This is a genomic window from Novosphingobium cyanobacteriorum (genome assembly GCF_029436685.1).
GTDB classification, from domain to species: domain Bacteria; phylum Pseudomonadota; class Alphaproteobacteria; order Sphingomonadales; family Sphingomonadaceae; genus Novosphingobium; species Novosphingobium cyanobacteriorum.
In genome coordinates, this window is sequence record NZ_JAROCY010000009.1 from 92,329 (window position 1) to 119,217 (window position 26,889).

General features: G+C 63.0%; 23 protein-coding genes. 8 read left to right on the forward strand and 15 right to left on the reverse strand.

Translation table 11 applies throughout. The features are described from left to right. The first annotated feature begins 25 nt into the window (after positions 1-25). Complete coding sequence (locus POM99_RS11030) at positions 26-2,230, forward strand: TonB-dependent receptor (RefSeq protein ID WP_277277720.1); 2,205 nt, start codon at positions 26-28, stop codon at positions 2,228-2,230. A gap of 91 nt (positions 2,231-2,321) precedes the next feature. Here POM99_RS11030 and POM99_RS11035 read toward each other — a convergent pair whose 3' ends face one another. From POM99_RS11035 to POM99_RS11045, 3 genes are read right to left on the reverse strand one after another with little or no spacing between them, the layout of a single operon-like run. Further along, the gene (locus POM99_RS11035) at positions 2,322-2,924 is read right to left on the reverse strand and encodes a hypothetical protein (RefSeq protein ID WP_277277722.1); all 603 of its coding nucleotides are present in this window, start codon (positions 2,922-2,924) and stop codon (positions 2,322-2,324) included. Further along, positions 2,921-3,592 (reverse strand): HupE/UreJ family protein, encoded by a 672-nt coding sequence (locus POM99_RS11040; protein ID WP_277277724.1) that lies wholly within the window; start codon positions 3,590-3,592, stop codon positions 2,921-2,923. Before POM99_RS11040 ends, POM99_RS11035 begins: the two co-directional genes overlap by 4 nt. Before the next feature lie 26 nt (positions 3,593-3,618). Beyond that, the gene (locus tag POM99_RS11045; RefSeq protein WP_277277726.1) at positions 3,619-4,101 is read right to left on the reverse strand and encodes a hypothetical protein; all 483 of its coding nucleotides are present in this window, start codon (positions 4,099-4,101) and stop codon (positions 3,619-3,621) included. A gap of 287 nt (positions 4,102-4,388) precedes the next feature. Here POM99_RS11045 and POM99_RS11050 point away from each other — a divergent pair, with 287 nt between their 5' ends. From POM99_RS11050 to POM99_RS11060, 3 genes are all read left to right on the forward strand, one after another. Continuing rightward, entirely contained in the window at positions 4,389-6,470 is a 2,082-nt protein-coding gene (locus tag POM99_RS11050; protein ID WP_277277728.1) for a TonB-dependent receptor, read from the forward strand. Between the two features lie 154 nt (positions 6,471-6,624). Beyond that, positions 6,625-7,098, forward strand: coding sequence for a DUF6644 family protein (locus POM99_RS11055; protein WP_277277730.1), 474 nt, complete (start codon positions 6,625-6,627; stop codon positions 7,096-7,098). A 72-nt stretch (positions 7,099-7,170) separates the two neighbouring features. Further along, on the forward strand, positions 7,171-7,674 hold the full coding sequence (locus tag POM99_RS11060) for a DUF6644 family protein (RefSeq protein ID WP_277277732.1): 504 nt from the start codon (positions 7,171-7,173) through the stop codon (positions 7,672-7,674). A gap of 3 nt (positions 7,675-7,677) precedes the next feature. Here POM99_RS11060 and POM99_RS11065 read toward each other — a convergent pair whose 3' ends face one another. Then, a complete protein-coding gene (locus tag POM99_RS11065; protein ID WP_277277734.1) occupies positions 7,678-8,751 on the reverse strand; it encodes an AraC family transcriptional regulator in 1,074 nt (357 codons plus the stop codon). Between the two features lie 239 nt (positions 8,752-8,990). Here POM99_RS11065 and POM99_RS11070 point away from each other — a divergent pair, with 239 nt between their 5' ends. From POM99_RS11070 to POM99_RS11085, 4 genes are read left to right on the forward strand one after another with little or no spacing between them, the layout of a single operon-like run. Then, on the forward strand, positions 8,991-10,148 hold the full coding sequence (locus tag POM99_RS11070; RefSeq protein WP_277277735.1) for an ornithine cyclodeaminase family protein: 1,158 nt from the start codon (positions 8,991-8,993) through the stop codon (positions 10,146-10,148). A 35-nt stretch (positions 10,149-10,183) separates the two neighbouring features. After that, entirely contained in the window at positions 10,184-10,606 is a 423-nt protein-coding gene (locus POM99_RS11075; RefSeq protein WP_277277736.1) for a Rid family hydrolase, read from the forward strand. A 26-nt stretch (positions 10,607-10,632) separates the two neighbouring features. Next, positions 10,633-11,931 (forward strand): NAD(P)/FAD-dependent oxidoreductase, encoded by a 1,299-nt coding sequence (locus tag POM99_RS11080; protein WP_277277738.1) that lies wholly within the window; start codon positions 10,633-10,635, stop codon positions 11,929-11,931. Between the two features lie 23 nt (positions 11,932-11,954). Then, entirely contained in the window at positions 11,955-12,812 is an 858-nt protein-coding gene (locus tag POM99_RS11085) for a DMT family transporter (protein WP_277277740.1), read from the forward strand. Between the two features lie 4 nt (positions 12,813-12,816). Here the strand turns inward: POM99_RS11085 and POM99_RS11090 are convergent, their stop codons facing one another. The 11 genes from POM99_RS11090 to POM99_RS11140 all read right to left on the reverse strand — a co-directional run bounded on the left by POM99_RS11090 (position 12,817) and on the right by POM99_RS11140 (position 26,746). Beyond that, positions 12,817-14,340 carry an aldehyde dehydrogenase family protein gene (locus tag POM99_RS11090; RefSeq protein ID WP_277277741.1) on the reverse strand — a complete coding sequence of 508 codons (1,524 nt, stop codon included), beginning with the start codon at positions 14,338-14,340 and terminating at the stop codon, positions 12,817-12,819. Between the two features lie 35 nt (positions 14,341-14,375). Beyond that, a complete protein-coding gene (locus POM99_RS11095) occupies positions 14,376-15,761 on the reverse strand; it encodes an APC family permease (RefSeq protein ID WP_277277743.1) in 1,386 nt (461 codons plus the stop codon). 268 nt (positions 15,762-16,029) lie between these two features. Next, positions 16,030-16,821, reverse strand: coding sequence for a cyclase family protein (locus POM99_RS11100; RefSeq protein ID WP_277277744.1), 792 nt, complete (start codon positions 16,819-16,821; stop codon positions 16,030-16,032). Beyond that, positions 16,818-18,026, reverse strand: coding sequence for an SDR family NAD(P)-dependent oxidoreductase (locus tag POM99_RS11105; protein WP_277277747.1), 1,209 nt, complete (start codon positions 18,024-18,026; stop codon positions 16,818-16,820). The genes POM99_RS11100 and POM99_RS11105 overlap by 4 nt, the downstream gene beginning before the upstream one ends. Continuing rightward, entirely contained in the window at positions 18,023-19,195 is a 1,173-nt protein-coding gene (locus POM99_RS11110) for a thiolase family protein (protein ID WP_277277749.1), read from the reverse strand. Before POM99_RS11110 ends, POM99_RS11105 begins: the two co-directional genes overlap by 4 nt. 10 nt (positions 19,196-19,205) lie before the next feature. Then, positions 19,206-20,873 carry an AMP-binding protein gene (locus POM99_RS11115; protein ID WP_277277751.1) on the reverse strand — a complete coding sequence of 556 codons (1,668 nt, stop codon included), beginning with the start codon at positions 20,871-20,873 and terminating at the stop codon, positions 19,206-19,208. A 78-nt stretch (positions 20,874-20,951) separates the two neighbouring features. Continuing rightward, positions 20,952-21,407 (reverse strand): MarR family winged helix-turn-helix transcriptional regulator, encoded by a 456-nt coding sequence (locus tag POM99_RS11120; RefSeq protein ID WP_277277753.1) that lies wholly within the window; start codon positions 21,405-21,407, stop codon positions 20,952-20,954. Further along, positions 21,397-21,882 (reverse strand): MarR family winged helix-turn-helix transcriptional regulator, encoded by a 486-nt coding sequence (locus tag POM99_RS11125; protein WP_277277755.1) that lies wholly within the window; start codon positions 21,880-21,882, stop codon positions 21,397-21,399. Before POM99_RS11125 ends, POM99_RS11120 begins: the two co-directional genes overlap by 11 nt. 123 nt (positions 21,883-22,005) lie before the next feature. Continuing rightward, on the reverse strand, positions 22,006-23,586 hold the full coding sequence (locus POM99_RS11130) for an indolepyruvate oxidoreductase subunit beta family protein (protein ID WP_277277757.1): 1,581 nt from the start codon (positions 23,584-23,586) through the stop codon (positions 22,006-22,008). Next, positions 23,586-25,742 (reverse strand): thiamine pyrophosphate-dependent enzyme, encoded by a 2,157-nt coding sequence (locus POM99_RS11135; RefSeq protein ID WP_277277759.1) that lies wholly within the window; start codon positions 25,740-25,742, stop codon positions 23,586-23,588. Before POM99_RS11135 ends, POM99_RS11130 begins: the two co-directional genes overlap by 1 nt. A 74-nt stretch (positions 25,743-25,816) precedes the next feature. Next, positions 25,817-26,746 carry an NAD-dependent epimerase/dehydratase family protein gene (locus POM99_RS11140; protein WP_277277761.1) on the reverse strand — a complete coding sequence of 310 codons (930 nt, stop codon included), beginning with the start codon at positions 26,744-26,746 and terminating at the stop codon, positions 25,817-25,819. Between the last annotated feature and the right edge of the window lie 143 nt (positions 26,747-26,889).

Genomic DNA, 26,889 nt, shown 5'->3' on the forward strand with positions numbered 1-26,889 from the left:
CTTGGTCCTGCTTGCACTTTCGGCCATGCCGGCCTTCGCCCAGTCAGCCGATGATGGCGGAGTCGTGTCGAACGAGATCATCGTCACGGCGCAGAAACGCGAAGAGCGCCTTCTCGACGTGCCCGTGCCTGTTACTGCCGTGGGCAGCGCGGCCCTTCTTGCCCAGAACCAGACCAAGGCGCAGGATTTCTTCGCAAGTGTGCCCGGTGTGAACCTCCAGTTCCAGAACAACCGTGCCCAGTTGTCGATCCGCGGCATCTCCACCGGCCCGGTCAGCGGCAACCCGGTGGTGGGCTACACCATCGACGATGCTCCCTTCGGTGCTTCCACGGGCCAGGGCGGCCTGTTCGGTTCAGCGCCCGACCTCGATCCGTCCGATCTTTCGCGCGTCGAAGTGCTGCGCGGGCCGCAAGGCACGCTTTATGGCGCATCTTCAATGGGTGGTCTGGTCAAGTATGTCACCGTCGATCCCGATCTCAAGCAGTTCAGCGGATCGGTGGGCGCGGGTGCCAACCTGATCCACAAGGGCAGCGATCCGGGCTACAGCGTGCGCGGCGCGCTCAATGTGCCGGTCAGCGAAACGCTTGCCGTGCGTGCCAGCGCGTTTGTCCGCAGGGAAGCGGGCTACATCGACAACGTTCGCACCGGCGTGAAGGACGCCAATTCCACCGATGTGTGGGGTGGTCGGCTTTCGGCACTGTGGAAGCCTTCGGACAGTTTCTCGCTCAAGCTGAGCGGCCTTTATCAGGTGCGTGACATCAATGGCTCGTCCAACGTCGATGTCACCACCGGCTCGCTCTACAAGCAGACCGACCAGATCGGCTCGGGTCGCAGCCGTTCCGAAACCCAAATGTACACAGCTGAAATCAAGGCAGAGCTGGGCGCAGTCGACCTGACGTCGATCACGGCCTATTCGCGTGCGCGCAACTTCGATTTCCTTGATTTCACCGCGTCGCCACTGGTCGAATTCGCGCCGATCTTCCCGATTCTTTTTCCAGGCATCGACCCGATCGGCGATATCTTCCGCCAGGGCTACAACGTGAACAAGGTGTCGCACGAAACCCGCCTCTCGGGTTCCATCGGCAGCAGCGTGGACTGGATCGTCGGCGGCTTCTACACCAACGAGGACGCCAACTACGATCTCGACAACTACGCCATCGATCCGGCCACCGGCGCAACGCTGGGCGTGCCGATCAACGATGGCACCGGTCCGCAGCGCGGCACAATCATCGTCTGGCGCGATACCATCAAGTTCAAGGAATATGCCGGGTTCGGCAACCTGACCGTGCGCTTGTCCGATCAGTTCGATGTCCAGCTTGGTGGGCGTTACAGCCACAACGATCAGGACATGTTCCACCATGAGTGGTTCCAGTTTGATCCTTATCCGGCCCTGCCGGTTGAAGGCATCAATCGGCCGCGCGCCAGCGGAAGTGCCTTCACCTACCAGATTTCGCCGCGCTTCAAGCCGACCCCTGATCACATGATCTACGCCCGCATTGCGTCGGGCTATCGCCCCGGCGGCACCAATGCGGTGTGCGGGCCGCTCGCGTTGCCTTCGGCGGTGCCTTGCCAGTTCAAGCCGGACAAGACCGTGAACTATGAACTGGGTGCCAAGGGCGAACTTGCCGGCGGTCGCCTGACCTACGATGTCTCGCTGTTCAATATCACCTGGAAGGATATCCAGATTGTCCAGGTGCTTGATGTCTTTACCTACAACGGCAACGCCGGCAAGGCCCGCAGCCGGGGTGTCGAACTCTCGCTGGAAGCACGCCCCGTCGATGGCCTTTCGCTCAAAGCATGGTGGTCTTATGTCGACGCCACCCTGCGCGAAGAGTTTGTCGATGCGAACTTCTTTGCACAGAAGGGGGATCGTCTGCCGTTCTCCAGCCGTCATTCGGGCCGCTTCTCTATCGATTACGGGGCCGATATCGCGCAGGATACCGAATTCTCGGTTGGCGCTGCGGCAACCTATGTTGGGGATCGCAAGGGTGAATTCGTGCCCTTCGAAGGTGTCGCTCCGCTGCGCGCCAGCTATCCTGGTTACGTCCAGTTCGATCTCAACGCCTCGCTCAAGCTAAAGGATTGGACGCTCAGCGCCTATGTCCAGAACCTGACCAACAAACGCGGCGTGATCGGCGGCGGATTCTGGAACCAGACCAGCTACAACGCCAACTGGTTCAACTATTCCCAGCCGCGCACGATCGGCGTCAACGCCGAAGTCCGCTTCTGATCCGCTCTCTCTCCCTGCCGGCGCGCGCCTCGCGTGCCGGCAGCGGAACTCAAGGGGCTGCAGGGTTTCCAGAGCCCGGCAGCCCCCTTTTTCAGTTGGGGGTTAGCGCCCGGTCCTCCTGGCCATGGCCACCCAGCAGCCTTGATCCGTCGATCCGGCCTGATGCGTCCAGTGTCAGCGTTACCGGGGTCAGGCCACGGTTTTGCCAGTGCCATCCGTGGATCCCGGCAAAAGCGGCGGTGTACCGTCCGCCCTGCCGCTCCCCGCGCGCGACAGCGTAGCTCTCGGTCAGCGCCTCGCCGCCGTCGTCGGGGTGGGCATGCATGTCATAGTTCAGCGGCCCGTTCGCCTTCCAGGTGAAGGCGATAGTCGCGCCCTTGGCCAGCACGTACTTCAGTTCCACTTCCTCGAACGGAGCCAGTTGATAGGTCCAGTGGTCGCGCGCGCCCGGTTCCTGCGGTGGAGCATCCATGGCAACGAAGGCTTCGGGATGCTGCCGACCGCGTGCCAGTGTCTGTTCCGCCTGCGGGTTGGCCATTTCGGAGAGCCCGCTGCTCTTCCCGAAGCCCGTCAGATCGATGCCGGTCTCCGCTGGCAGCACGAACAGCACCACGGCCCCGCCGGCCACAGCGGCAAGGCCGGTTCCCCACAGAATGGCGCGGCGGCGCGACGCCGCATTGGTCTGGTCGGTCATGATGCGATGAACTCCATGCTTTGCTGGATAACGATGGCAAGCCCGCACGCCACGAGCGCCCCGCTGGCGATCTGCGCGACCCGGGCAAAGCCGCGTGCACTGCGGCAGGCGGAAAGCAGCGCCACGATCGGCGCAAGGACCAGGACCTGCCCAGTCTCGATCCCTATGTTGAACGCGATCAGATTGGTCACCAGCCCGTTGGCCGGCATGGCCAGGTCATTCAACTTGGTCGCCAGGCCCAGCCCATGGAACAGCCCGAACACCAGGATCGCTGCGCGCGGGCTCAACCGCAACCCAATCCGCTCGAACCCGCCCAGATTGTCGATCCCCTTGTATACCACCGACAGTCCGATAATCGCATCGATCAGGTGTGCATTCGCGCCAAAGCCACAAAGTACGCCCAGCATCAGCGTGGTCGAATGCCCGATCGTGAACATCGAGACGAAGATCGCCACTTCGCGCATGCTGCGCAGCAGCAGGACCACTCCGATCAGGAACAGGACGTGGTCATATCCCGTCACCATGTGCTTGGCGCCCAGGTAGAAAAACGGCGCGAACGCCGGCCCGGTTACCGTCTGCACGAAGGCACGGTCGCTGTGTGAGACATCGTGAGCCAGCGCTACTGTCGGCGCGGCCAGCAAGGCCAGTGCGCACAGCCAGCCCGCCATCCGCACAGGGAAGGGGGACCCTCTGGTCACTTCGTCCCGCTGCTCGCCGGCTCGGCTGGCCGAGCACCACCAGGCACCGTCATATAGACTTCATGGCAGGCGCTACATACGTTGTAGATCGATCCTCCCACCTCGAACACCTTGTCCGGGTTGCGCTCCTTCGCTGCCTGCTCGGCCAGCTTGGCGACATCGCTCAGGCCTTGGGCATAATCCAACCAGTCGTTGCCTCTGCCTGCTGCTGCCCCCGGGCTTCTCAACTGCTCTCCCAATTGGCGCAGCGTCGCCGCTGCCTCCTGCGTACGCGCCCACTCGGCGTCGGTCTTCGGCTCGATCTTGCGCGATCCTGCGGCATCCGAGATGTACTGCACCGAGTTCCAATAGATCTCGGCAGTCGGCTGAACCTTGCCCGCCATAAGTGTCTTCACGTCCACCGCAGGTGGGGGGGCAGACTGCTGACAACCGGCTGCAAGCAGCGCGCTGAACAGTGGAGCGGCGATTTTCAGTTTCATCCGGACTTCTCCCGCGACGGCTATCTCTCGGTGCCACATCGCCAGATTGCCCGGATTGCCCCACGCCGCGTTAGAAGTTTCCGGTAACCGTCCAGTTACACTGCCGTTACAGAAGGTAAGTGCATTGAAATTATGTGGAATTATCCTCCGCTAGCTAAACCCGACTGCCAGCTGCCCACAAAGCCTGATGCCTTCCCTGAAACCTGCGAACCGTTCGTAACTTGTCTTGGTTCCGTGGGCCGACAACCCATGGTCCACGGTCAGAACAAGGCCGGGGGAGAATCTTCATGGGCAAAAGCGCCGCCAACCGTTCCACGTCGCGCATCGCGCGCCTCGCCTCGGCTGCCTGGATCGCGCTCGCACCAGCAGTACTCCATGCTGAGGATGCCTCTGACGACGGTGCTCCCCGCCAGATCGTCGTAACTGCTTCACGTCTCGACCTGATCGGCGTGGCCACCACGTCCAGCGAAGGTGAGATAACCCGCCAGGAGATCGCACAACGCCCCGCCTATCGCGTCGGGCAATATCTGGAATCAATCCCCGGCCTTGCAGTGACCTCGCACAGTGGGGAGGGGAAGGCGAATCAGTACCTCCTGCGCGGTTTCAACCTTGATCACGGCACTGATTTCGCCACCTGGGTCGATGGCATGCCGGTCAACCAGCGCACCCATGCACACGGGCAGGGTTACACCGACTTGAACTTCCTATTGCCCGAACTGATCGGTGGCATTGCCTTTACCAAAGGCGCCTATTTCGCCTCCGAAGGGGATTTCTCGGCCGTCGGCACGGCCCACCTGGCCCTACGGGACACCATGCCCTTCACGATCTCCGTGGGTGCAGGCACCGTGGGTGATCGACGGCTGTTCGCTGGCGGATCGCTGGCGCTGTCCGGCGGAGGCGCGCTGCTTGGCGCGGTGGAGCATTTCCAGCTCGACGGACCTTGGGACAATCCCGATCGCCTGCGCCGCATCAATGCGGTGCTGCGCTGGTCGGCGGGGACCGCAGCCAACGGTTTCTCGCTCACCGCCATGGCCTATGACGGCCATTGGAACGCCACCACCGATCAGCCACTGCGCGCCATCACGGCCGGCCTGATCGGCCGCTTCGGTTCGCTCGATCCCAGCGATGGGGGTCGTGCCTCGCGCTATTCGTTGTCCTTCCGCTTCTCCCGTGAAATCGGTGATTGCGATCTCGAAGCCACCGCATTTGGCATTCGCCAGCACCTCACGCTTTGGAGCAATTTCACTCATTTCCTCGACAATCCGATCCGGGGCGATCAGCACGCCCAAAACGATGGCCGCTGGATCGGTGGGGGCAGCGCTTCTTTGCGCGTCCCGTTCACGGGCCTTGGTGCGGAGCACGCTCTCACCTTTGGCGCACAGGCCCGCACCGATGTCATCGATGTCGATCTTGCGTCCACCGAACGCCGTACCGTCTTTGCCGTGGACCGTGACAATCGGGTCGATGAACTCAGCCTTTCCGCCTATGCCGAACATCGGGCAAAGTGGGCATCATGGCTGCGCACCGTTGTCGGCCTGCGTATCGATCATTTCCGCACCACAGATCACGATCGACTGTCCGGGATCGTTGGCCGCCAAGGCGCTTCGCTATTTCAGCCCAAGGTCAGCATTGTCCTGGCTCCATGGCCGCACACCGAATTTACCATCTCTGCGGGGCGCGGCTTCCATTCCAACGATGCCCGTGCCGGCCTGGAAGATGACGGGCAGGGCGGTACGTCGCTGGTGCGCCCTCCGCTGCTGGTGGAATCGAACAGTTATGAAGCCGGCTTGCGCACCAACGTCGTGCCACATCTTACGCTTACCGCCACTGCGTTCCAGGCCGATTTCGCCTCGGAACTGACCTATTCGGCCGATGCAGGCCAGACCGAGGCAGGCCGGCCCAGCCGACGTCGGGGCCTGGAATTCACCGCGCAATACCGGCCGGCCCCGTGGCTTGAAATCAATGGCAACCTCGCCTTCAGCCACGCCCGCTATCGCGATGGCCCGCTTGCCAATCGTTTTATCGAGGATGCGCCCGGGTTTATCGGTTCGGCAGGGATCCTTGTGGATGGCTTCGGGCCTTGGTCGGGCAGCCTCGTCTGGCGCAGGCTTGGTCCCCATCCGCTGGTGGATGACAATTCGGTGCGCTCATCCGGTTACGGCCAGGTCAACCTTGCGCTGGCGCGCACCATCGGCAAGCGCTTCACCCTGCGTGCGGAAGTGTTTAATCTTCTCGGCAGTACCTCCGATGCCGCCGATTATTTCTATCGCAGCAGGCTGAAGGGCGAAGATCCTGGCGGCATCGAAGGGCTGAACGTCCATGCCCTCGAACCACGCTCTTTACGCATCAGCCTGTCAGCTTCGCTTTAGCACCACGTCGCCACAACCGCCCGTTGCAGCACGCCGTGTCGCGGTATCGTACGGTTTCAAACTTTGGACCAGCGGTTCGCGGCACTAGGTTCCAGACCACAACTGCCGCGTCGTCGGCAAGGGTCGATAAGACCGAGAATTAGGGAGAAAGTTCATGTTCTTGCAGACATTCGGGGAATGGCTCTATGATACGCCGGTCGCCACCGGCCTGCGCGAAACGACCTGGGTCATTCCGGCGGTCCAGAGCATCCACATCCTTGCCATTGCCGTGGTGATAGGTTCGGCCCTCGTGTCCGAATTGCGTCTGGCTGGGGTCATCGCAACCGATGAAGCACCGGGCACGGTCGTACGGCGCTACCTCCCATGGATATGGCGCGCGCTGATCGTGCTGCTACTCAGCGGTACTGTGCTGATTGTGGCGGAACCGGCGCGTACCCTTGGCAACACCGTTTTCTGGATCAAGATGGGGCTCGTGCTCGGCGCCTTCGTGCTCACGCTCTCGTTCCGTCGGCCGCTGCTTGTCGCTGCCGATGGCGTGGTTTCCGAACCGGCCAAGGCGATTGCCTGGCTGTTGCTGGTGGTCTGGGTCGTCGTGATCTTCTGCGGCCGCTTTATCGCCTACACCTGATCAATGCCGCCCGGCCTTCGCAACGGCCCCGGCTGCCAACCCATACAGATATCCCAGGGGGAGCTACCCGCCATGACGCTCGAAACCACGCTGCAGCAGGTATACGACCTGCCCATCTCCGCCACGATCCGGGAAAACGTCAACGCATTCCCGCTTCTTGAATCGCTCCATGTGCTTGCCATCACGCTGGTCTTCGGCACGATCCTGATCGTGGACCTTCGCCTGTTGGGTGTGGGCGCGCACCGCCGCAGCGCGGATCGCCTGATCCGTGAACTCCTGCCTTTCACCTGGATCGCCTTTGCGCTTGCAGTTGTAACCGGCAGCCTGCTTTTCGCCTCCAACGCGCCAGCCTATGCCGCTAACCGCGAATTTCAGCTGAAGCTCGTTGCCATCGCGGCTGCGGGCGTGAACATGCTGATTTTCCATGCCACGGCACATCGGAAGATCGCCGGTTGGGATCTTGATCTCCCGCCTCCTGCTGCGGTGCGCGTCTCGGGCTTTCTCTCGCTGCTGCTGTGGACGGTTGTCATCGTACTCGGACGCTGGATCGGCTTCACGCTCGACGTACTGTTCTGAACCCTACCCTGGCTGGTCGTCCTGCTTCAGGAATCGGCCGGGGGAAACCCCGGTCCATTCCTTGAAAGCGCGGGAAAACGCGGCCGTGTCGGAATAGCCCAGCTGTTCAGCCGCCACGGCCAGCGAAATGCCCGATTTTGCCAGCATCGTTTTCGCCCGCTCCTTGCGGGCATCCTGCAGCAGTTCGCGGAACGATGTGCCTTCTTCGGTCAGCCGCCGGCGCAAAGAGCGTTCCGAAAGCTTCAGCTCCGCCGCCACCGATGCGCAGTCCACATGCGTGCGGCCCAGCCAGCGGGTGATCACGTCACGCGTCAGGTCCACAAAGCTGTCGCTTGGCGTCGCTTCCGGGCCGAGCAGGTCCAGCAGGTGCCATTCCAGGATAGTGCGCAGCTTGCGGTCTTCCGACGGGATCGCGCTGGCGAAGGGCATGTCAAGGTCGGTGTTGCGCAGAACAAGCCCGTTCGCCAGCTCATTGCCGCGCACCGGGCATCGAAAATGCTGGACCAGCTGTTCCTGCCGGCCCGCCACCGAATGCTCGAACAGCACCGCCACCGGGCTCCATTTGGATGAAAGCAGCTGCTTCGCCAGGTTGACATAACCGGCAATCGCGAATTCTGCATCCTGCACGCGCGGCCAGATCTTGGCGTCTTGTATGCGGTAGCTGTAGGTCGTTGTCTCGTCCTCGATCGTGCTTTCGAACAGCGTCTGATTCTGCAATCGGGACTGAAACAGCGCCAGGTAATCCAACGCCCCGCGCAAGGTGCCGGACGCACGCAACAGGGCGTAGAACGGTCCCAGCTCGGTCAGCCCGAACGACGAACCCATAGCCAGGCCCAAGTATGGCCGGTCGAACTTTGCCGCCGCACTTTCCAGCAGCGCGACATAACGGTGAAGGGGTACGCGCTCATAAGGCGTTTCCTGCTGCGAACGAAACATGCCGTGTTCGCGCAGCAACGGATCAATGCGCCGCCCCACGTCTTGCAGCGCGCTGAACATCGCGGTCAGGAAGAGCAGGCGGATCGTGCCCTGGCTACCTGTGGGCAGCGCGGCGGCTTCGGCTTCATGCACCTCTTCCATCATCCGGTGGCCTCCCTGTTGGCCGAATCTGCAATGCGGCATTCCCGACCTGCAATTTACTGATTCCGGCCGAAGTCCGAAACCGCCCTTCACGTGCAGCGCTGTCGCAAACGGTAGCAATCAAGCGCGTGTTCTGGAAAAGCGAGGCGCCGGTGTCCGATCAATCTCTTGTCAAAGAAGTCTCTGGATCGAACGCGGCTGTCAACTCCCTATCGCCTGCCACTGGCCCGCTGGCCGACTTGGCAAGCGATGATGCGCGCTCTGCCGCGCTGCCTGCGATCGATTTCCTCTATCTGTCGGAACCCGACATGATCCGCGCCGGCGTCACCGATATGCCGGCCTGCGTCGATGCCATGGAGGAAATGTTCGGCCTGCTCCACCGCGGGGATTATCGCATGGCTGGCGGAAACAACAACCAGCACGGCGCGATCATCGTGTTTCCTGACGATTCGCCGTTCCCCGACATGCCCAAGCCAACAACCGACCGGCGCTTCATGGCTATGCCGGCGTACCTGGGCGGGCGCTTCCGCACTGCGGGCATGAAGTGGTACGGCTCCAACATCGAGAATCGTGACAAGGGGCTGCCGCGCTCGATCCTGACCTTCGTCCTCAACGATGCCGATACCGGCGCGCCCTTGGCCTACATGTCGGCCAACCTGCTCTCCGCCTACCGGACCGGCGCAGTGCCGGGCGTGGGGGCACGGCACCTCGCACGCAAGGACTCGCGCGTGGTCGGCATCGTCGGTCCCGGCGTGATGGCGCGAACGTCGCTCGAAGCGTTCATGGCCACTTGTCCGCAGATTGACACGGTCAAGATCAAGGGCCGTGGTCAAGCCAATCTCGACTCTTTCCGCGCCTGGGTGGCGCAGACTTTTCCGCAACTGACCGTGCGCGTTGTCGAAACCGATGAGGAAGTGGTTCGCGATTCCGACATCGCTACTTTCTGCGCTTCCGTCGCCACCGGTGATCCCTCGATCTACCCCACCGTGCGGCGCAAATGGGTGCGCCCTGGCACCTTCCTGTCGATGCCGGCACCCTGCAACATCGATTCCGGCATGGAAGCCCCCGAGATCCGGAAGGTGCTCGATTTCACGGGGCTCTACGAGGCTTACGAGGAAGAGATGCCTGCCCCGGTCCACCGGTTCATCCCGGCAGTCGGCGTGCGCTGGTTTGACCTCGTCGGCGAGGGACGTATCGACCGCGCCAGCATCGAAGATCTCGGCCGGATCACCTCGGGCGATGCGCCGGGACGGCAGAATGACGACGAAATCATCATGCTTTCTGTCGGTGGCATGGCGGTGGAGGACGTCGCGTGGGGAACGCATGTCTATCGCCGCGCCCTGGCGCAGGGGATCGGCGTGCGCCTCAACCTCTGGAACGAACCCGCGCTCAAGTGACGCGCACCGCCAACTCCCACGAACTGGATCAACCCATGCTCGAAGTCGTCAAGGTCAGCACCGGCAACAAGTTTGAAGAGCACGGCTCCTATTCGCGCCTCGTCGCGGTGGAGAACCTCATCTTCGTATCGAACACTGCGGGCCGAAACCCGCGGACGAAGGAAATTCCGGCCGATCCCGCCGAACAGACCAATCAGGTGCTCGACAATATCGCCGCTGCCCTTGCCTCCGTCGATGCGGTGCTGGCCGATGTCGTCTCCGCGCGCGTCTATGTGCAGTTCCAGGAAGACATCATGGCCGTTATGACAGCCTATGGTGAACGCATGCGTGGCATCAATCCCACGCTCACCATGTCTTGCCCGCCGCTCGGCTCCACCGAATACAAGGTGGAGATAGACGTCGTGGCTTTCCGCGGTGCCTCCACCGCCAAGGTCCGCGAACTGCGCATCTCGCTGTAACCGCGCCTCACAGGAAAATGTCGCCGATGGGCCCCCAGATCGATCCGGTAGTGACCTCCGCCGTCATGCCGCCCCGCACCACGGTTGTCATCATCGGCGGTGGCATCGTCGGTCTGTCGACCGCGCTTACTCTTGCCGAGCGCGGCGTGCCTGTTGTTGTGCTGGAAAAGGGTCGCATCGCGGCTGAACAATCCTCGCGCAATCTCGGTTGGGTGCGCAAGGTCATGCGTTCCGTGCCCGATCTGCCTATGGCGATCATGGCGGAGCGGATGTGGGAAGAGATGCCTGGCCGCGTTGGCAGTGATTGCGGCTTTCGCCACTCCGGCATCACCTATGTTTCGCGCACGGCCGAGGAGCTCGGCAAGCACGAGGCATGGCTCGACAAGGTAAAAGGCGAAGGCCTCGATTCCCGCCTGCTCACCCGGCGCGAGATCGAGAATATGGTACCGGGCGGCACGGTCGATTGGGTTGGCGGCATCACCACGCCTTCGGATGGACGTGCCGAGCCGCAGTTGGCCTCCAGCGCGATCGCCCGTGCTGCCATGGCGAAGGGCGCCGTCATTATCGAGAATTGCGCTGTCCGCACGCTGGTGCGCACCGGCGGCGCGGTCTCGGGCGTGGTCACCGAACATGGCGAGATCACCTGCGATCATGTCGTGCTGGCCGGGGGCGTTTGGTCACGGCGCTTCCTTGCCAACCACGGTGTTACCTTGCTCACCCTCCCTCTCGTCGCTGCGGTCCTGCGCACCGAACCGTTTGAAGGCCCGGCCGATTGCGCGGTCGGCGCATCGAACTTCTCTTTCCGCAAACGGCTTGATGGGGGCTACACGATCACACAGCGTGGCGCCCTGTTCGCCCCGCTTACGCTTGATCATTTCCGCATCGGTCTGAAGTACCTGCCCACGCTGATTGCTGAATGGAAGAACCTGCGTGTCTCGTTCGGCAAGGAATTCTTCGACGATCTTGCGCTGCCACGCCGGTGGAAGCCTACTGACGTCACTGCATTCGAGAAGGTGCGGACAATGTCTCCGCCGGTCAACCATGCTCTCAATCAGGAAGCGATGCGCAATCTGATCGAAGCCTGGCCAAGTTTCGCGAATGCCCGGATCGCGCAGGAATGGGGCGGCATGATCGATGTCACGCCGGATTCGCTACCGGTGATCGGCGGGGTTGCGTCGATCCCCAACCTCACGCTGGCCACCGGCTTCTCTGGTCACGGCTTCGGCACCGGGCCAGCTGCGGGGCATCTCGTGGCAGACCTTGTCATGGGCAACCAGCCGCTTCTCGATCCTTCGCCGTATAGCCTGGATCGTTTCGACGGCTGATGAAACAGTCAGCAGACTATGCCTTGCCTGCGGCGGCAGTGCTGCTGTGGGGTGGCAACGCGGTGGTGACCAAGGCATCCGCGGGCGTAATCGGGGCGGCTGAAGTCGCTTTCTGGCGCTGGTTCATCGCCACGCTGCTGCTCGCTCCTTTTGTCGCGCCTGCACTGCTGCAGCATTGGGCCGAGGTGCGTGGCATCCTTGGCCGCCAGATCGTGCTTGGCCTGCTTGGCAGCGCGCTTTTCCCTACTCTGATGTACGTTGCTGCGGCCCATACCTCTGCAATCAACATGGGCGTCATTCAGGCATTGATGCCGGTCATGGCCCTTGGCCTTGCCATGGTGCTTTTTGGGCAACGGTTCTTGCCGGTCGTCTGGCTTGGCGCGCTTGTCTCGCTCGTTGGCGTGGCAGTGGTTGTCACCGGGGGTAATCCGTTCAGGCTTTCGAAGCACGGGCTCAACCCGGGTGATGCAACAATGCTTGCGGCTACCGCCTGCTTCGCGCTCTATACTACGCTGATGCGCAAATGGCGCAGTGCCGTGCCGGAGACAGTCTGCCTGTTTCTGCAGGCGCTGGTAGCCTCGGTGGTGTTGGTCGTTCCTTGCCTGCTTGCGCCCGGCCATGGCATTGATCAGCGCAATCTACCGATCGTGCTCTACGCAGCAGGCCTGGCCTCGATTGCTGCACCGCTTTTATGGATGGCGGGAGTCGCACGCATCGGTCCGGCGCGCGCCGCCAATTTCTTCAACGGCGTTCCAATTGTCGCCGCCACATTGGCGGTGCTTTTCCTTGGCGAACGTATGACTGCGGCAATGTTGCCCGGGGCAGCCTTGGTGATCGGCGGCGTCATGCTCGCCGAACACTTCACAGCGCCCCGAGACTGATCCATCAGAAGCCCGCTGCGGCAACGTCCAGTCGCATGCACACTGCCTTGGGTTCGGTGAAGGCCTGCATCGCTTCACTGCCGAACTCTCGGCCAACACCGGAAAGCTTGTTGCCACCAAACGGCATGGCAAGATCCAGTACGTTGTGGGTGTTCAGCCACACCGTGCCAGCGTCTATCCGGTCGGCCAGCAGGTGCGCGCGGTCGATGTCTCGGGTCCAGATGCTGGCCGCCAGACCAAACGGCGTATCGTTGGCGATGCGGACGGCATCTGCAACGTCGTCATATCGGACGGCGCAGACCACGGGGCCAAAGATCTCCTCGCGCATCACTGTCATATCGCGTTCCACCCCGCCCAGCACTGTAGGGGCATAGAACCAGCCGTCACGCTCAGGAGCCGTACCACCGGAAAGGGCTGATGCCCCTTCGTCCAGACCTTGTGCCACGAGCCCGGCCACGCGATCGCGCTGCCTTGCCGAGATCAGTGGGCCCATCTGCGTCTGTGCGTCGAACGGAGAACCAAGCTTGATTTCCGATGCGATCCGGCACACCCCGGCCAGCACTTCGTCAAAAATCGATGCGTGAACCAGCAGACGCGATCCCGCGGTGCAGATCTGCCCCGAATTGGCAAAAATAGCGCCGGCCACGCCGGGAATGGCTCGCTCCAGGTCGGCATCGGGAAGCACGATTGCGGGGGACTTGCCGCCCAACTCCAGCGTCACCCGTTTCATCGATCGTGCCGCCGCTTCCATGATGCGCTGACCTGTCGCCGTCGATCCGGTGAAGGCGATCTTGCGCACCAGCGGATGGTCCACCAGCGCTGCACCCACTTCGGCACCGTATCCGGTCACGATATTGACCGCGCCTGCCGGAAACCCGGCTTCCACGATCAGTTCGCCGAGCCGCAACGTGCTCAGCGACGTTTCTTCCGAAGGCTTCAGCACAACCGTGCAGCCGAACGCGATGGCTGGCGCGATCTTCTGGATCGCCTGCCCGATGGGGAAGTTCCACGGCGTGATGCCCGCCACCACGCCAACTGGGCGGCGCTGGGTATAGGCGCGGTAGATCGCCGGTTCGGGGACGAGTGGAGAGTGCGAGACATACTCGCCAGCGATCTTTGATGCCCATCCGGCAAAATAGCGCAGGCCGTCTATCGTGAACTGCAGGTCGATTGCATTGGTCACGGCCAGTAGCTTGCCGCTGTCCAGCGATTCCAGCCGGGCCAGCTCTTCGCGATCCCGCTCCACCAGCAGCGCCAGACGCTCAAGCAGGCGACCCCTGTCGATCGGCCGCATGCCTTGCCAGGCATCACTCTCGTAACACCGCTGGGCCGCTTCCACCGCGCGGTTGACGTCTTCCACGCCGCAGGCATGGAAGTGCATGATCGTCCCGCCAGTCGCCGGGTCGATTGCCGCAATCGTGCGATCGGGCCGAAGCGGTTCCACCAGCCGCCCGTCGAGCAGGATAAGCCCGCTCGGCAGGGAGATTTCGTTCAGGTTCGGTACGGTGACGGGTGGGGCGATAGCCATGCTCTGGGCTCCGTTTGGCGTGAGACGTGCATGCGTCAGGCTGCTGCCGGAGCAGCATCACCTTCCACTTGCGTCGTGCCCACGCGGGCATAGGTATGGGGGGCCTTGCGCCGCAGATAGGCCCCGTGGGCGATCCCGGCAAAAGCGGTCAAAAGGAACAAGAACGGCAGGCTGTTCACAACCAGCAGCGTCGTCCCGGTCAGTGCCTGGTAGTTGGCAAGAGACAGGATCGTGGCGATGCCGATGATGATCCCGCTCAACAGCGGTGCAAGCGTCTTGCCCAGCGAGAACTCTCCACGCCGCGCAAAGAACACCGGGATGGAAAGCGATGTCGCAGTCAGTAGAATCTCCAGCCCCACCGCTCCCATCGAAGACAGGCTGGTGGAAAGGCTCAGCAGGGGGTCCAGGCCGGCGAGGGCAAACAGGGCGATGATTGCTGCCAGGATTACGGTCAGCAACTGACACGCATTATAAGGAGAGCCATGGCGGGGATGGACCCGGCCCAATGCAGCCGGGATCAGCCCGTCGCGCGAAAGGGCAAAGAAATACCGGGCGATATTGTTGAAAAAGCCCAACGCTGCCGCAAACAGGCTCGTCACCGTCAGCAGGTTCAAGGCTTCCCGGCCAAATTCGCCCAGATATCGCAGGGCGATGCCACTCACCAGTCGGCCGGGGTCAGCTGCCGCCACCTGCTGCACCCGCTCGGGTGTTTCGGCCAGCACCAGGCACCAAGCAGAAAGGACATAGAACGTGCCAAGCACAAGGACCGCGCCATAGGTGGCGCGTGGGATTGTGCGCTCGCGGTCAATCGCCTCTTCCTGGTAGATCGCCGTCGCCTCAAAGCCGATACAGCCGTTGATGGCATAGATCACGCCAATCCCCAGACCCGGGGCGAAAACCTTGGCGGGGCTAAAGCTGCTGAAGTCCAGCCCGCTCCATCCGCGATCATACAGGATCAGTCCGTCGATCAGCAGGATCAGACCCACTTCAAGCAGAAGCGCAACCGTCAGAACCTTGGCTGCCATCGTGATCTTGCGATATCCCAACCAGGAAATCACTGCGATTGCCAGCGCCGCCCAAAGCACCCACGGTGTTGTCACGCCAAAGGTCGTTTGCATCAGGTCCGAAGCGAAGAACGCCATTGCCCCCAAGACAGACGCGGCGGCGCAGATATAGGCGACCACAGCAGTATAGGCGGCGGCTATGCCTGCCTCCTTGTTCAGGCTGGCTGCAATGTAAGCATAGAATGCGCCCGCATTGCGCACGTGAGGGATCATGCGGACATATCCCACCGCAAACAGCACCATGACTGCGCAGATCAGCAATTGTGTGCCCGGCATGCCCGCACCGTTGCCGAAGGCCAGCGCAAGCGGAATGATTCCGGCCAGCACGCCCATCGGCGCGGCACAGGCCAGGATCATGAACACAATATCGCCTGTGCCCAGCATACCGGAATGCAGGCCGCCTGTGTCTTGTGATTTCTGCGGGGAAGTGGCCATGTCTGCTCGGCTGTTTGAAGGTCCTGCGGACCGGGGCGGATGATGGCGGCTGCGGGGCAGTGCCGTGATGACGCTTCTGCCGCTTTTGTTGGTCAATCCGGCCATCCAGCGGGCCCTCGCGCCGCGCCAGCTTGCCAATCCATCGGCGCGGCGCAAGTGCGTCGTGGCGCAGTTGGCCGCATCTGCGTTATCAAGCCTTGGGCACCATGGCGGCCACACGCAGCGGACTGCCGGAACCGCCCTTGATCTTCAGCGGCATCGCCACGATCATCGCGCCGAATGTCGGCAACTGGTCCAGGTTGGTCAGGCACTGCAGTCCGAAGCGGCCGTTGCCATGCAGGATGGAATGCGCCGGCAATGGCTCATCGAAATGCGATGCCTGGCCTGCATCGGTCCCCACCGTTTCCACGCCCAGCCCCACGCAGTCGCGCTCGTGCACCAGAAACCGCATCGCCCCAGCGTCCGGTCCGGGCGAATGCGCCCCGTCCTCGCGCAGGTTAAGGTACGATACCGTGCCCACCTTCTTTGACCAGTCGCTTCTCAGGAGCACCCAGTGGCGTGGCGGGATCGGCCCGTTGGCATTTTCCCACTCTTCAAGGAACGCGCGTGTCACCACGAAATCCTCGTCTTCCGCGGCCTGCGCGCTGATGTCCACCACCACCGCCGGGTGAAAGAAGTCACGCGGCGCCACCGCGTCCACCGTGCCGTTGGGCACGTCCTTGCCCGTGATCCAGTGCGCCGGCGCGTCGAAGTGCGTGCCGGTGTGCTCGTTCATGGAAATGTTGTTCCAGTACCACGCCGGGCCATTGCCGTCATAGCGGGACACCGTCTCTATCCGGAACGGCTCGCACTGCCCGAATTCGGACGGCAGCACGATCACCGGGAAATCGCTCGACAGCACGTTGGTCAGATCCACGATCTCGATGGATCCGCCGGCAATCGCAACAGCCAGGTCGGAAAGCAGGGCAGGGGTCGTGCTCACAGGTTCTTCTCCCGCACATAAAGCGATGGATCGGCCAGCCAGCGCATCATCGCATCGGCTGCCACGTCGCCCACGCAGGTTTCCTCGCGCCCGTTGGCCAGCGCTTCGGCAATTGCGCCGGCGATCCGCACGGGTGGCACCTTGGGCGGGGGGGCATGCTGGTGATCGGAGTCATCCACTGGCCCGGTGAATACCGACAGCACCCGCACGCCTGTGCCGCGCATTTCGTGGCGGAAGGCTTGCAGTAGGGAAAGTCTTGCCGCTTCCGCTGCGGCAAAGCCCGCATTGCCGGCATCGCCGGCCAGCGCGGCGGATGAAAGCACGTCCACGAACGCCCCGTTGGGCCTGCCCGCCAGTATCGGCGCGAAAGTCGCCGCCAACCGCGAAAGCCCCATCGCCGAAACTTCCAGTGCACGGCGTTGCTCCACGAGTGCGTTGCCCGCGCTCATGCCGCCGGTCCGCACGTGGCGCGCGGTGTTTACCACGATGTCCAAGGGGCCGCCGATCCGGCTCGCCGCCTCCGCCACCGATACCGGATCGGTCACGTCCAGTGCGATCGTCTGCACCCGATCGAGCGCGTACACCGCATCGTAAGCATCACTGGCCAGCGCCGGTCCGGGCAGGCCGGCCACCACCAGCTCCGCGCCTGCTGTCTGCAGTTCGCGCACTACCGCGCGGCCAATGGCATTGCGCGCATCGCTAACCAGTGCGATCCGCCCGGCCACTGGCACCACGAACTCGCGCCATTGCGGATCGCTCATCAGGTCGATTGCTCCTTCGGGAATGGCGAAAAGCGCCGCATTGCCGCCACGGTCCACCATGGCCCGCACATGCGCGCGGTCACCGGGATGCAGGGCAGCATGCAGGTGAACCAGCGCCACAGGCCCCGCATCCATCTGCACCTTGCCCATCCGCCACGGCATATGATCGCGGAAATAGGGGTCGGTCGAAACCCGGACCGTCGTTTCGCACAACACTTGTGCGCCCGCCGGCTGTTCGCGCCAGCCCAGTTCGCCCCAGCACGCCGGGCAGGCATCGCGCGGAGGGTAAGTCACCTTGTCGCAATCACTGCACGCCTGCATCACGAGGCGCCCCTGCGCCGCGCGGGCCGATAATGCGTGCATTGCCCGGCTGCGCGCGCCCGGTGGAACGTGGCGCAGCCGCTTGCGCGCCAACGGATCGCGCTTTTCGCGCGCGCCGCTCATGGCAGCGCCTCCAGAAGAGCTGCGCCAGTGCACACCCCACGGTCGAAATTCACCAGCCCGAACCCCGATACCGCCGCAATCTTCGCCTGCGGCACCTGTGCGCCCAGCGGCCGGTGCAGGATCTGGCGCAGACCCTCGGTCATGTTCTGGAACCCGCCGGCCGCGCCCGCCTGCCCGGCAGAAAGCTGGCCGCCGTTGGTGTTCAGCGGCAGGTTTCCCTCAATGGTGAAGTCGGTTTCGCGAATGAAGCGCGCCACCTCACCCTTCGGGCAGAAGCCCAGGTCCTCGATCTGCATCGCAACGATCACCGGATAATCGTCATAGACCTGAAGCGTGTCCACATCAGTGGGTGTGATGCGTGCGGCTTCCCACAGTTGGTCAATGTCCAACACCCATCCCCCGCGCAGCTGCACCGGATCCTCGGCAAAGGCGTTGTGCCGTTCTATTGTGGCCAGCACCTGGGCCATCGGCAGTTTCAGCTGCTCGGCCCGCTCCGGTGTGGTCACGATGAATGCCTCGGCTCCCGCGCATGGCATCACGCAGTCGAACAGGTGCACCGGATCGGCAATCGGCCGCGCCGCCATATAGGCTTCCATGCTCAGCGGCTTGCGCTGCAGCGCAACGGGGTTCGATCCCGCATTGGCGCGCTGCGCCACGCACAGCTTGCCGAACTCGGCACGCGTCACGCCGTACTCCCGCATGTACGCATCGGTGATCAGCGCAAAGGTCGCATTCGGCCCGCCAAAGCCATAGGGATAGACTGCATCCTGCGAAAAGCGGGAAAAGCCTGAAAGGCTGTGGCGAAAGCTGTCGATCTGGTTGGTGTCCGCAGCCAGACAAACCACCAGTTCGGCATCGCCACATTGCACCGCACGGGCTGCCCGCCGCAGCGCCATCACTCCGCTTGCCCCGCCGGTGGGAATGTGGTCCAGCCAACGCGGGCACAGGCCCAAGTGTTGGGTCAGCCCCACGGCCGTGTCCGGCCCGCTTGAAAAGCTTGCAAAGCAGAATCCGTCGATGTCCGCAGGCGTCAGGCCAGCTTCATCCCGCAATTGCCGCAATGCACGGCCCGCCCACCAGTGTGCTGGCTCGGCCGAGAACCGGCGATAGGGCACTGTCACCGGGGCGCACACGACCACGCCATCGTAGGGGGCCTGTCGGCGCGTCATCCTTCCGCTCTCATCCCTGCCGCTTCTTGAAGGCGCGGGTATCGTGCAACTCGCCACGGTCCATTTTCTCGGCCACCACGGTCTTCAGCGCCGCACGCAGGATCTTCTCGGTCGGCGTGCGCGGCAGCGCGTCTACAAAGCCGAGCCAACCCGGCGCTTTGTAATACGCCATCTGTCCCAGGGCCCATCGCACGATGTCGCTCGCCACCTGCTCGGGTTCGCCCGCGTCGTCGCAAACCACCAGTGCCGCCACTTCGTCGCCGCGTACCGGATCGGGCGTCGCCGCCACTGCCACTTCACGGATCGCCGGGTGCCGCGCCAAGATCGCTTCCACCTCCACTGCGGCAATGTTCTCGCCCGATCGACGGATGACGTTCTTCTTGCGGTCCACGAAGTGCAAGTCGCCGTCGCCGTCGCGCAGCACGATATCGCCCGTGTGGAACCAGCCACCGTCCCAAGCCTCGGCAGTCGCCTGTGCGTCCTTCAGGTATTCGGTGAAAAAGCCATAGCGCGGATCGGGGCCAGACCGGCGCACCAGCAGTTCACCTTGTTCATCGTTCGCCACATCGCGCCCGGCTTCGTCCACGATGCGAATCTCGATCTCCGACCCTGGTCGGCCAAAGCAACTGGTGCCTACCTTGCGCGGCTCGTTATGTGCGCTGATCACCCCACCGCTACCGGTCTCGGTCATCGCCCAGGCTTCGATCAAGGGGAAACCGAACCGTGTCTCGAACGGGGCGTGCAACTCGCGCGGGGATCCTGCGCCAAAGCCGAAGCGCACCTTGTGATCACGATCGGCCGGGCTCTCCGGCGCGCCCATCAGCATTGCCGGCATCACGCCCAGGTAATGCAGGCAGGTCGCACCGCTGTCCCGTACCGAATCCCACCAGCTGCGCGGATGGAACCGGTCCAGCATGGTGAGACAACCACCAACCGTGATCATCGCCACCAGCGAAACCGACATGGCGTTCATGTGGAACACGGGCAGCGGCGTCAGCATCCGCTCCTCACCCTCGTGCAGCGTGATAAGCCCGCCGGTGTCGCGATACCAGTCGCCCGAATGCAGGAAATATGCGTTGGAAAGGACGCAGCCCTTTGGGCGCCCCGTCGTGCCTGAAGTATAGAGCAGCGCCGCTTCCACCTTTGCGTCGCCAGCGCCTGCAACAGTTGCCTGCGCGGGCCGGTCGGGCAGGGCTGGAAGGGCATCGTCCGGACCCACGCAGGCAATCGGGTTGCCGCCGGACACGCCGGCAGCAACAATCTCGTCACACCGCTCCGGCAGCGCAATGGCCAGCGCCATTTCGGAATGCGCGATAAGGTACTCCAGCTCGGCCGCACGCAGGTCGGGATTGATCGGCACGACCGATGCGCCCAGGCTGTTGGCTGCGAGGAATATCTCAACAAACGACGGGCGGTTTTCCAGCAGCAGGCCGATCCTGGTCGCTTGGCCCATGCCTGCCGCCGCCATTGCTGCGCGCCTAGTCTCCACGCGCGAAAGCATCGTGGCATAGCCGATTTCGCCAGCCGCGATTCCATAGATGGCTGCCGTTTCAGGCAACACATTCAGGAACGGCTTGTCGGGATACCGGGCTGCCGTCGCCGCAAACCGGGAAAAGACTGTTTCCGTCCTTCCGTGTCCCGCCTCGCCGCTCACGTTGCCCCCTCCAGTCAAATTCATTTGCATATATTTAGCACTAAACTAAATTGAGTCAAGCAACGGGTCCCCGGTGCCAGGGCTGCGAAATCTGGTCTGCAATCAGGGGCGCAGGTTCGCGGTCATCGCCTTCAGCACTCGCCGTGTCACCGCGAGGTCCTCTGCGGAGATGCCGACGACGAGTTGTGCGTGGAACCGCTCCATTTCAGGCCAGCATTCATGCAGCAACGCGCGCCCCTGCGCGGTCAACACAACCTCACGCCGGCGCAGGTCGCAGTCAGGCGTGTGCCGCTCCACCAATCCAGATTGCACCATCGCGTCCACCGTGCGGCTGGCCTTGGATTGCTCGCAGAATGTACGCTCGGCGATCTCGTTGATCGTCAGGCCATCTTCGATGTGCAGCATTGAAAGCGTGCGCAAAACCACCAGGTTGGCCCGGTGCGGCTTCAGCATCGCTCCGATCGACGCCTGCCCATGGTGGGAAAGGCGGTTTACCAGGTAGGACAGCTGCTCTTCCAGTTCAGCCGTCGTTGCGGGAGGCAGCGGACTATCCTTCATCGTCGGGATCATCCACCACTGTGTCCGCACCTGCCATTCTCCTGTCCAGCGCCGCGCGGATCTGGTCCAGCGAGGCCAGTGCCCGTGCCAGCTCGGCTTCGGTCAGTCCGTCCATCCATTCTTGCAACAGCGCGTCATGCTGCGTGCGTGCCGCCTCGAATGCCGCCGATCCCTGCGGCGTTATCCGCGCGATGAACGATCGCCGGTCATGCGGTGCCATCTCGCGCGTGGCCAGTCCTTCTGCCACCAAACGCTTGGCCAACCCGGTCACATTGCCGCCCGTCACTTTCAGCTTTCGGGTCAACGCGCCCAGTGTCAGGCCTTCGGGATTGCCATGCAACTGCGCAAGTACGTCATACTTCGCCAGCGTAAGGCCGCATTCGCGCACCATTGCCCGATTCAGCCGGTTGTAGATGTCCCCGTGCAGCGACAGCGTGCTGATCCACACAAGGGCGGGCAAACTGCGCGATTGCATCCTTAGGTACCGTTCCACTCATGTCCCGGCCCAGCACCCGTCGCAGGCACTGACCGCAGGCGTATTGCCGCCTGCGGCTGCATCAGGCAAGCGCTCTCGCCCTTCCCAAGGTCAGGGGTGTTGTCAGGAGAATGATCCGATCGTGCGGATCAACCCGTCCAGGTCCCTGCCTTCGCCATCACGAATGGCGGTCTCGCGCAGGCGACGCGCCCATTGCACGGCGTCTTCACGCCCATTCAACTTGCCAATGGTATCGAGCACCCGGGTGAACTTGGATTTGCCCCGGTCGTGCGTGTCGGAGTATCCTTTGATCAGTCTGCGGCACTTCAGCACTTCCACGCCCAGCTCATAATCCTTGTGCGCTGCCTCGCTGACGCGGACCAGCCAATCGGCGATGTGCGCCGTCTCTGTCTGGTGGCGCAGTGATGCGCGTCGCCATCCGCGCAACCCGCCCACTACATACAGGACTACGAACCAACCGATCGAATAAGTCCGCACCCGACGGCCCTTGTCGATCCTGCGGTCCAGCCAGCCGTAGAATCCGGCCTTGCTCTGCAGCCAGCGTGCAAGTCTGGCGGGCAATATGCCGGCCAGCTCCTCCAAGCGCGGGTGCATGTATTCCGTTGTTTGCAGGATCTGGTCTTCGCCCACGCCGATCTCCCCGGCTATGCGCTTCCTGCGTTGCGCTCGCGTCTTCAGGTCAGCAACGCGCACGATGTCGTCATATACCATTGCATTCGCAAGGTATTTCGCTGCCTGAAAGGTCAGTTCGTGGTCGCGGCCGGCGCCCTTGAGCGAACGGTCCAGCTCCAGTAAGCCCTGCAACCGCGCCAGATACTCTGCGCCATAGGCAACGTCCTGGAAATCGACTACCTTGGCCAGCCCATGCAGTGCCATTTCTGTCACCCGCTGCGGCAGCCCCATGGCCTCAACCCGGCGCGCCAGACCTTCCATGCGCGCATCGGCGAAGCGCGGCATCCGTCCCGTTGGTGCCATCTCCGCCGGCTTTTCGGCCACTGCAGGCACTTGGGGCTCCTCTCGGCCCTGCGCCCGGTCGAACGCCGCGTCGAATGTGCGCAAGCTTGCCGCCACACCCTTGCCCTCGGCGGAAATCACCGCGTGATAGGCTTCGCGGGGGAAGGGCAGGGCGCCCGATCCCGCCAGCGCGCCGAACATGGCGGCAGAGATCACGCTGCCATTGGCTGTAGCTAGAGCGTCCATGTCAAACACCACCAGCCGTCGGGCAGTCACGCCAGTCGCATCGTTCACTGCACTGCTGTCGGCAATGCCCAGCCCTGGCGCGCTCTTTTCCGATATTGCCAGTGCGCGGTGATCCGATGCGATCAGCGTGGTCCGTTCTGGCGTGACGATTCCGCGCAGGATTGATCGGCCCGCTTCCATGAACTCGGATGCGATCACGATGTCGACATCGCCCGGCGTAGGCATCTGCGCCAGAATTGGCTTCAGCCCGTCCTGCGCAGGCATCATCTCCACATAGTATATCGTCGCGCCGGTTCGCTGGGCCACGCCGGGCACCGATGTGGATTGGGCCACCCAGCCCGCATCTTCGGCCAGCCGCACCACCCATCCGGTCAACACGCCGCCGCCCTGTCCACCCATCGCCACGATGGCGATCGAAATCGGCCGCTCGGTCGCCTCGCCAGCGGGGGCGATCGCCAGTCGCACGGTTTCGTCTCTAAGCATCAGGCAAACTCCACCGAGATGCGGCGGCGGGCGCGATAGGCCTGCAGCAAGCCGATCACGGCCATTGTCACGCGGGACTTGGTCCGGTCCCACCAGGTCGGGTTGTGGATCACGTCGGCGCGGTAGAACGACGGGCACAGTACTGCCGCTTCCGAAACCTCGCCGCAGTTGCCGCAGCCCACGCAGGAATTGTCGATCGCCGCAACCGGATCGTCGCGCAGCGGATCATCCAGTTGCTTGACCGATAGCGAGGGGCAGCCCGACAGGCGGATGCAGGCGTGGTCACCCGTGCACACATCCTCGTCCACGCCAAAGCGTTCCTTCACCACACGCTGGCCGCCCTTGATCGCCTTGGCGATCTGCGGTTTCACCCGGCGCTGCTTGTTCAGCATGCATTCCGATGATGCGATGATGATCTTGGGGCCTTCTTCGGGCGTAGTCAGTGCTTCGGTCAACACCTCCTTCATCCGGCCTACGTCATAGGTGCGGTCCACTTCGCGCACCCAGGTCGCGCCCACACCCTCCACCGCCTTGATGATCGGGTTGTTGGTCTTGCGATTCCTGTTCGGCGCGCGGGATGAAAGGATGTCCTGCCCCCCCGTGGCCGAAGAGTAGTAATTGTCCACAATCAGGAACACGCCGTCGTGCTTGTTGAACACGGCGTTGCCGATGCCGCTGGTCAGGCCGTTGTGCCAGAACCCGCCGTCTCCCATCACCGCGATTGACCGCTTTCCGCCCTTCTGGCTGAACGCGGCTGACGATGCAGCGCCCAGTCCGAAGCCCATCGTCGTGGTGCCGATGTTGAACGGTGGCAGGATCGAAAACAGGTGGCAGCCGATATCGGCCGAAACGTGGTGCTCCCCCAAATCCTGCTGGACCATCTTCATTGCCGCAAAGATCGGGCGTTCCGGGCACCCCGTACACAGCCCCGGCGGCCGGCTCGGCACCACGGACTTCAACCGCTCCACCTCAGGCAGCGCCAGCACCGGGCGAGCATCGGGCAGCGGCGGCCGGTTGCCCCGCAGGTGGGGATGGTTCTGGTCCAGGAATGCGTTGATCCCCTCCATCAGCGCCTGCACCGAATAATCGCCGCCCATCGGCAGCACGTCCTTGCCATGCACCCGCGTTGGTGCATCCTTGCGCTTCAGGATGGTGTTGACTGCCTGTTCCAGGTATTCGGGCTGCCCTTCCTCCACCATCAGGATCGCGTCCTTGCCCGCCGCAAAGGCGGCGATTTCGCTGTCGATCACGGGGTAGGTCACGTTCATCACATAAAGCGGCACCTGCGTCCGGCCATAGGCGTCCGACAGGCCCAGGTGCTGCAATGCGCGGATCACGTTGTTGTACATCCCGCCCTGCAGCACGATGCCAACCTTGCCCTCCCGCGGACCGAACCACTCGTTCAGCCGGTTCTCCCGAACGAAGTCGATCGCTGCGGGCAGGCGGCGCAGGATCTTCTCCTGTTCATGCTGATAGGCGGCAGGCGGCAGTACGATCCGGTCAAGGTCGCGTGTCGGTGTTTCCAGTGCATCACGCAGAGTGAACTCTGGACGCACGTTGTCCTTCGCCACGAAGCTGCCATGCATGTGGCAGGTCCGCACCCGCACTTCCAGCATGACCGGCGTGTTCGATGCCTCGGAAAGCTGGAAACCTTTTTCGATCAAGTCGACGATACAGCCATGATCGGGGCGCGGATCGAGCAGCCACATCTGCGATTTCATGGCAAAGGCGTGGGTGCGTTCCTGCATGATCGAGGAGCCTTCGCCATAGTCCTCGCCGATGATCACCATAGCGCCGCCGGTAACCCCGCCAGATGCGAGGTTGGCCAGCGCGTCGGAGGCGACATTGGTGCCCACCGTTGATTTCCACGCGACGGCCCCGCGCAGAGGATACATGACAGAGGCCGAGAGCATCGCCGCCGCCGTCGCCTCGTTGGCCGAACTCTGGAAGTTCACGCCCAGCTCGTCGAGAATGTCCTTTGCGTCCGAAAGCACGTCCATCAGATGCGAGATGGGCGAGCCTTGATAGCCCCCGACATACGAAACACCCGCCTGCAACAGACCCTTGGTGATCGCAAGGATGGCCTCGCCCTTGAAGGTCTCGCCGTCACCCAGGCGGAGGTGTTCTACTTCTTTCGCAAACGAGCGCTCCGCCATGACCTGCCTCTCAAATCTCGATTCCTATGCAAATGCATAGGTTGAGATGTAAAGCAGGTCAAGGTGCCACCGGCCTAGATTGGCGTGCCCGCCAGCGCTCGCGCTTCGTAGTAGGGGGCGATTGCCTTCACGACCGCAGCTGTCTCGTTGCGCGTGTACCCCAGCAGGGCAACCATCGCCGGATCCGGCTCATATGCGATCTGCGTGGTCCTTCCTGCATAGAGCGATTCGTCAACGAACACCGGGTGCGGCTCGTCGCGCACATGGCGGATCGGACCTCGTCCCATGCCTTCGAGGAGCAGATTGCAGTAATGCTCGTACGTCCAAGTTTCGTCCCCCATGAGGTACGCGGCGCCGCCTTCACCCCGTTCGATCGCACCCGCTGCGGCTTCGGCAAAGGCATTGGTTGAAATGAAGTTGGAGCCGCCAGGAATGATCCACGCATCGTCCCCTTCTGCGATCAGGAATCGCACCAACGCGTCGATCGGTAGCGAACTTACGCCGTCCACCTTCCCCGGCACGAACGGGGCATTCAGCGAGCAGACCCGGAAGGTATCGTCCGAAAGCGCCAGCAGCGCTTTTTCCGCTGCAAGGCGGGATCGAAGGTAAGGCTCGCCAGCCACCACTTCGGGCGCCACCAGATGCGGGTAATAGGTACCCACATAAACGCAGCAGGCCATGCCGGCGCGCTTGGCCCGCGCGATGAACGCTGGAACCCCGATCGTGTTCGCGTGGTGGAAATGGTTTCGCTCGGCATCATCGGGTGGAACCTGGCGCAGGTCGTTCCCGGCCGCGAATACCAGTGTGTCGAAAGGGGCTAGCCTCGCCTTGTTGATTGCAGGATCCAAGAAGCTTCCCTGCATAAAAGCGATACCATCCAGGCCCCCTTTTGCCGGGGCGCGGCGGCCCATGATTGTCACGTCATGGCCAAGTGATCTCAAGTGGACAGCGATAGCACCGCCGATCAGGCCGGCTCCCCCGACAACAAGAACACGTCGCATCATCTTTTCTCCCCCTTTGACCGACCGACCGGGGAGTCCATCCCGGCTGGAGGCCAATCACCCACCCGGTCGTTGCCGGTGTCGGATTGAGGTATGAAGACCCCAAGCCGGCATGTCGACCATTCATGGAGGGCCGCGCGGAGATC

Bases quoted from the DNA above. Each gene is read 5' to 3' on its own strand.
- POM99_RS11130 (WP_277277757.1), bottom strand. From the start codon at position 23,586: ATGCTTAGAGACGAAACCGTGCGACTGGCGATCGCCCCCGCTGGCGAG.
- POM99_RS11140 (WP_277277761.1), bottom strand. From the start codon at position 26,746: ATGATGCGACGTGTTCTTGTTGTCGGGGGAGCCGGCCTGATCGGCGGT.
- POM99_RS11110 (WP_277277749.1), bottom strand. From the start codon at position 19,195: ATGACGCGCCGACAGGCCCCCTACGATGGCGTGGTCGTGTGCGCCCCG.
- POM99_RS11045 (WP_277277726.1), bottom strand. From the start codon at position 4,101: ATGAAACTGAAAATCGCCGCTCCACTGTTCAGCGCGCTGCTTGCAGCC.
- POM99_RS11135 (WP_277277759.1), bottom strand. From the start codon at position 25,742: ATGGCGGAGCGCTCGTTTGCGAAAGAAGTAGAACACCTCCGCCTGGGT.
- POM99_RS11095 (WP_277277743.1), bottom strand. From the start codon at position 15,761: ATGATCCTGGCCTGTGCCGCGCCGATGGGCGTGCTGGCCGGAATCATT.
- POM99_RS11035 (WP_277277722.1), bottom strand. From the start codon at position 2,924: ATGACCGACCAGACCAATGCGGCGTCGCGCCGCCGCGCCATTCTGTGG.
- POM99_RS11090 (WP_277277741.1), bottom strand. From the start codon at position 14,340: ATGGCTATCGCCCCACCCGTCACCGTACCGAACCTGAACGAAATCTCC.
- POM99_RS11105 (WP_277277747.1), bottom strand. From the start codon at position 18,026: ATGAGCGGCGCGCGCGAAAAGCGCGATCCGTTGGCGCGCAAGCGGCTG.
- POM99_RS11030 (WP_277277720.1), top strand. From the start codon at position 26: ATGCCGGCCTTCGCCCAGTCAGCCGATGATGGCGGAGTCGTGTCGAAC.
- POM99_RS11060 (WP_277277732.1), top strand. From the start codon at position 7,171: ATGACGCTCGAAACCACGCTGCAGCAGGTATACGACCTGCCCATCTCC.
- POM99_RS11065 (WP_277277734.1), bottom strand. From the start codon at position 8,751: ATGGAAGAGGTGCATGAAGCCGAAGCCGCCGCGCTGCCCACAGGTAGC.
- POM99_RS11115 (WP_277277751.1), bottom strand. From the start codon at position 20,873: ATGAATTTGACTGGAGGGGGCAACGTGAGCGGCGAGGCGGGACACGGA.
- POM99_RS11055 (WP_277277730.1), top strand. From the start codon at position 6,625: ATGTTCTTGCAGACATTCGGGGAATGGCTCTATGATACGCCGGTCGCC.
- POM99_RS11120 (WP_277277753.1), bottom strand. From the start codon at position 21,407: ATGAAGGATAGTCCGCTGCCTCCCGCAACGACGGCTGAACTGGAAGAG.
- POM99_RS11075 (WP_277277736.1), top strand. From the start codon at position 10,184: ATGCTCGAAGTCGTCAAGGTCAGCACCGGCAACAAGTTTGAAGAGCAC.
- POM99_RS11080 (WP_277277738.1), top strand. From the start codon at position 10,633: ATGGGCCCCCAGATCGATCCGGTAGTGACCTCCGCCGTCATGCCGCCC.
- POM99_RS11040 (WP_277277724.1), bottom strand. From the start codon at position 3,592: ATGGCGGGCTGGCTGTGCGCACTGGCCTTGCTGGCCGCGCCGACAGTA.
- POM99_RS11050 (WP_277277728.1), top strand. From the start codon at position 4,389: ATGGGCAAAAGCGCCGCCAACCGTTCCACGTCGCGCATCGCGCGCCTC.
- POM99_RS11125 (WP_277277755.1), bottom strand. From the start codon at position 21,882: ATGCAATCGCGCAGTTTGCCCGCCCTTGTGTGGATCAGCACGCTGTCG.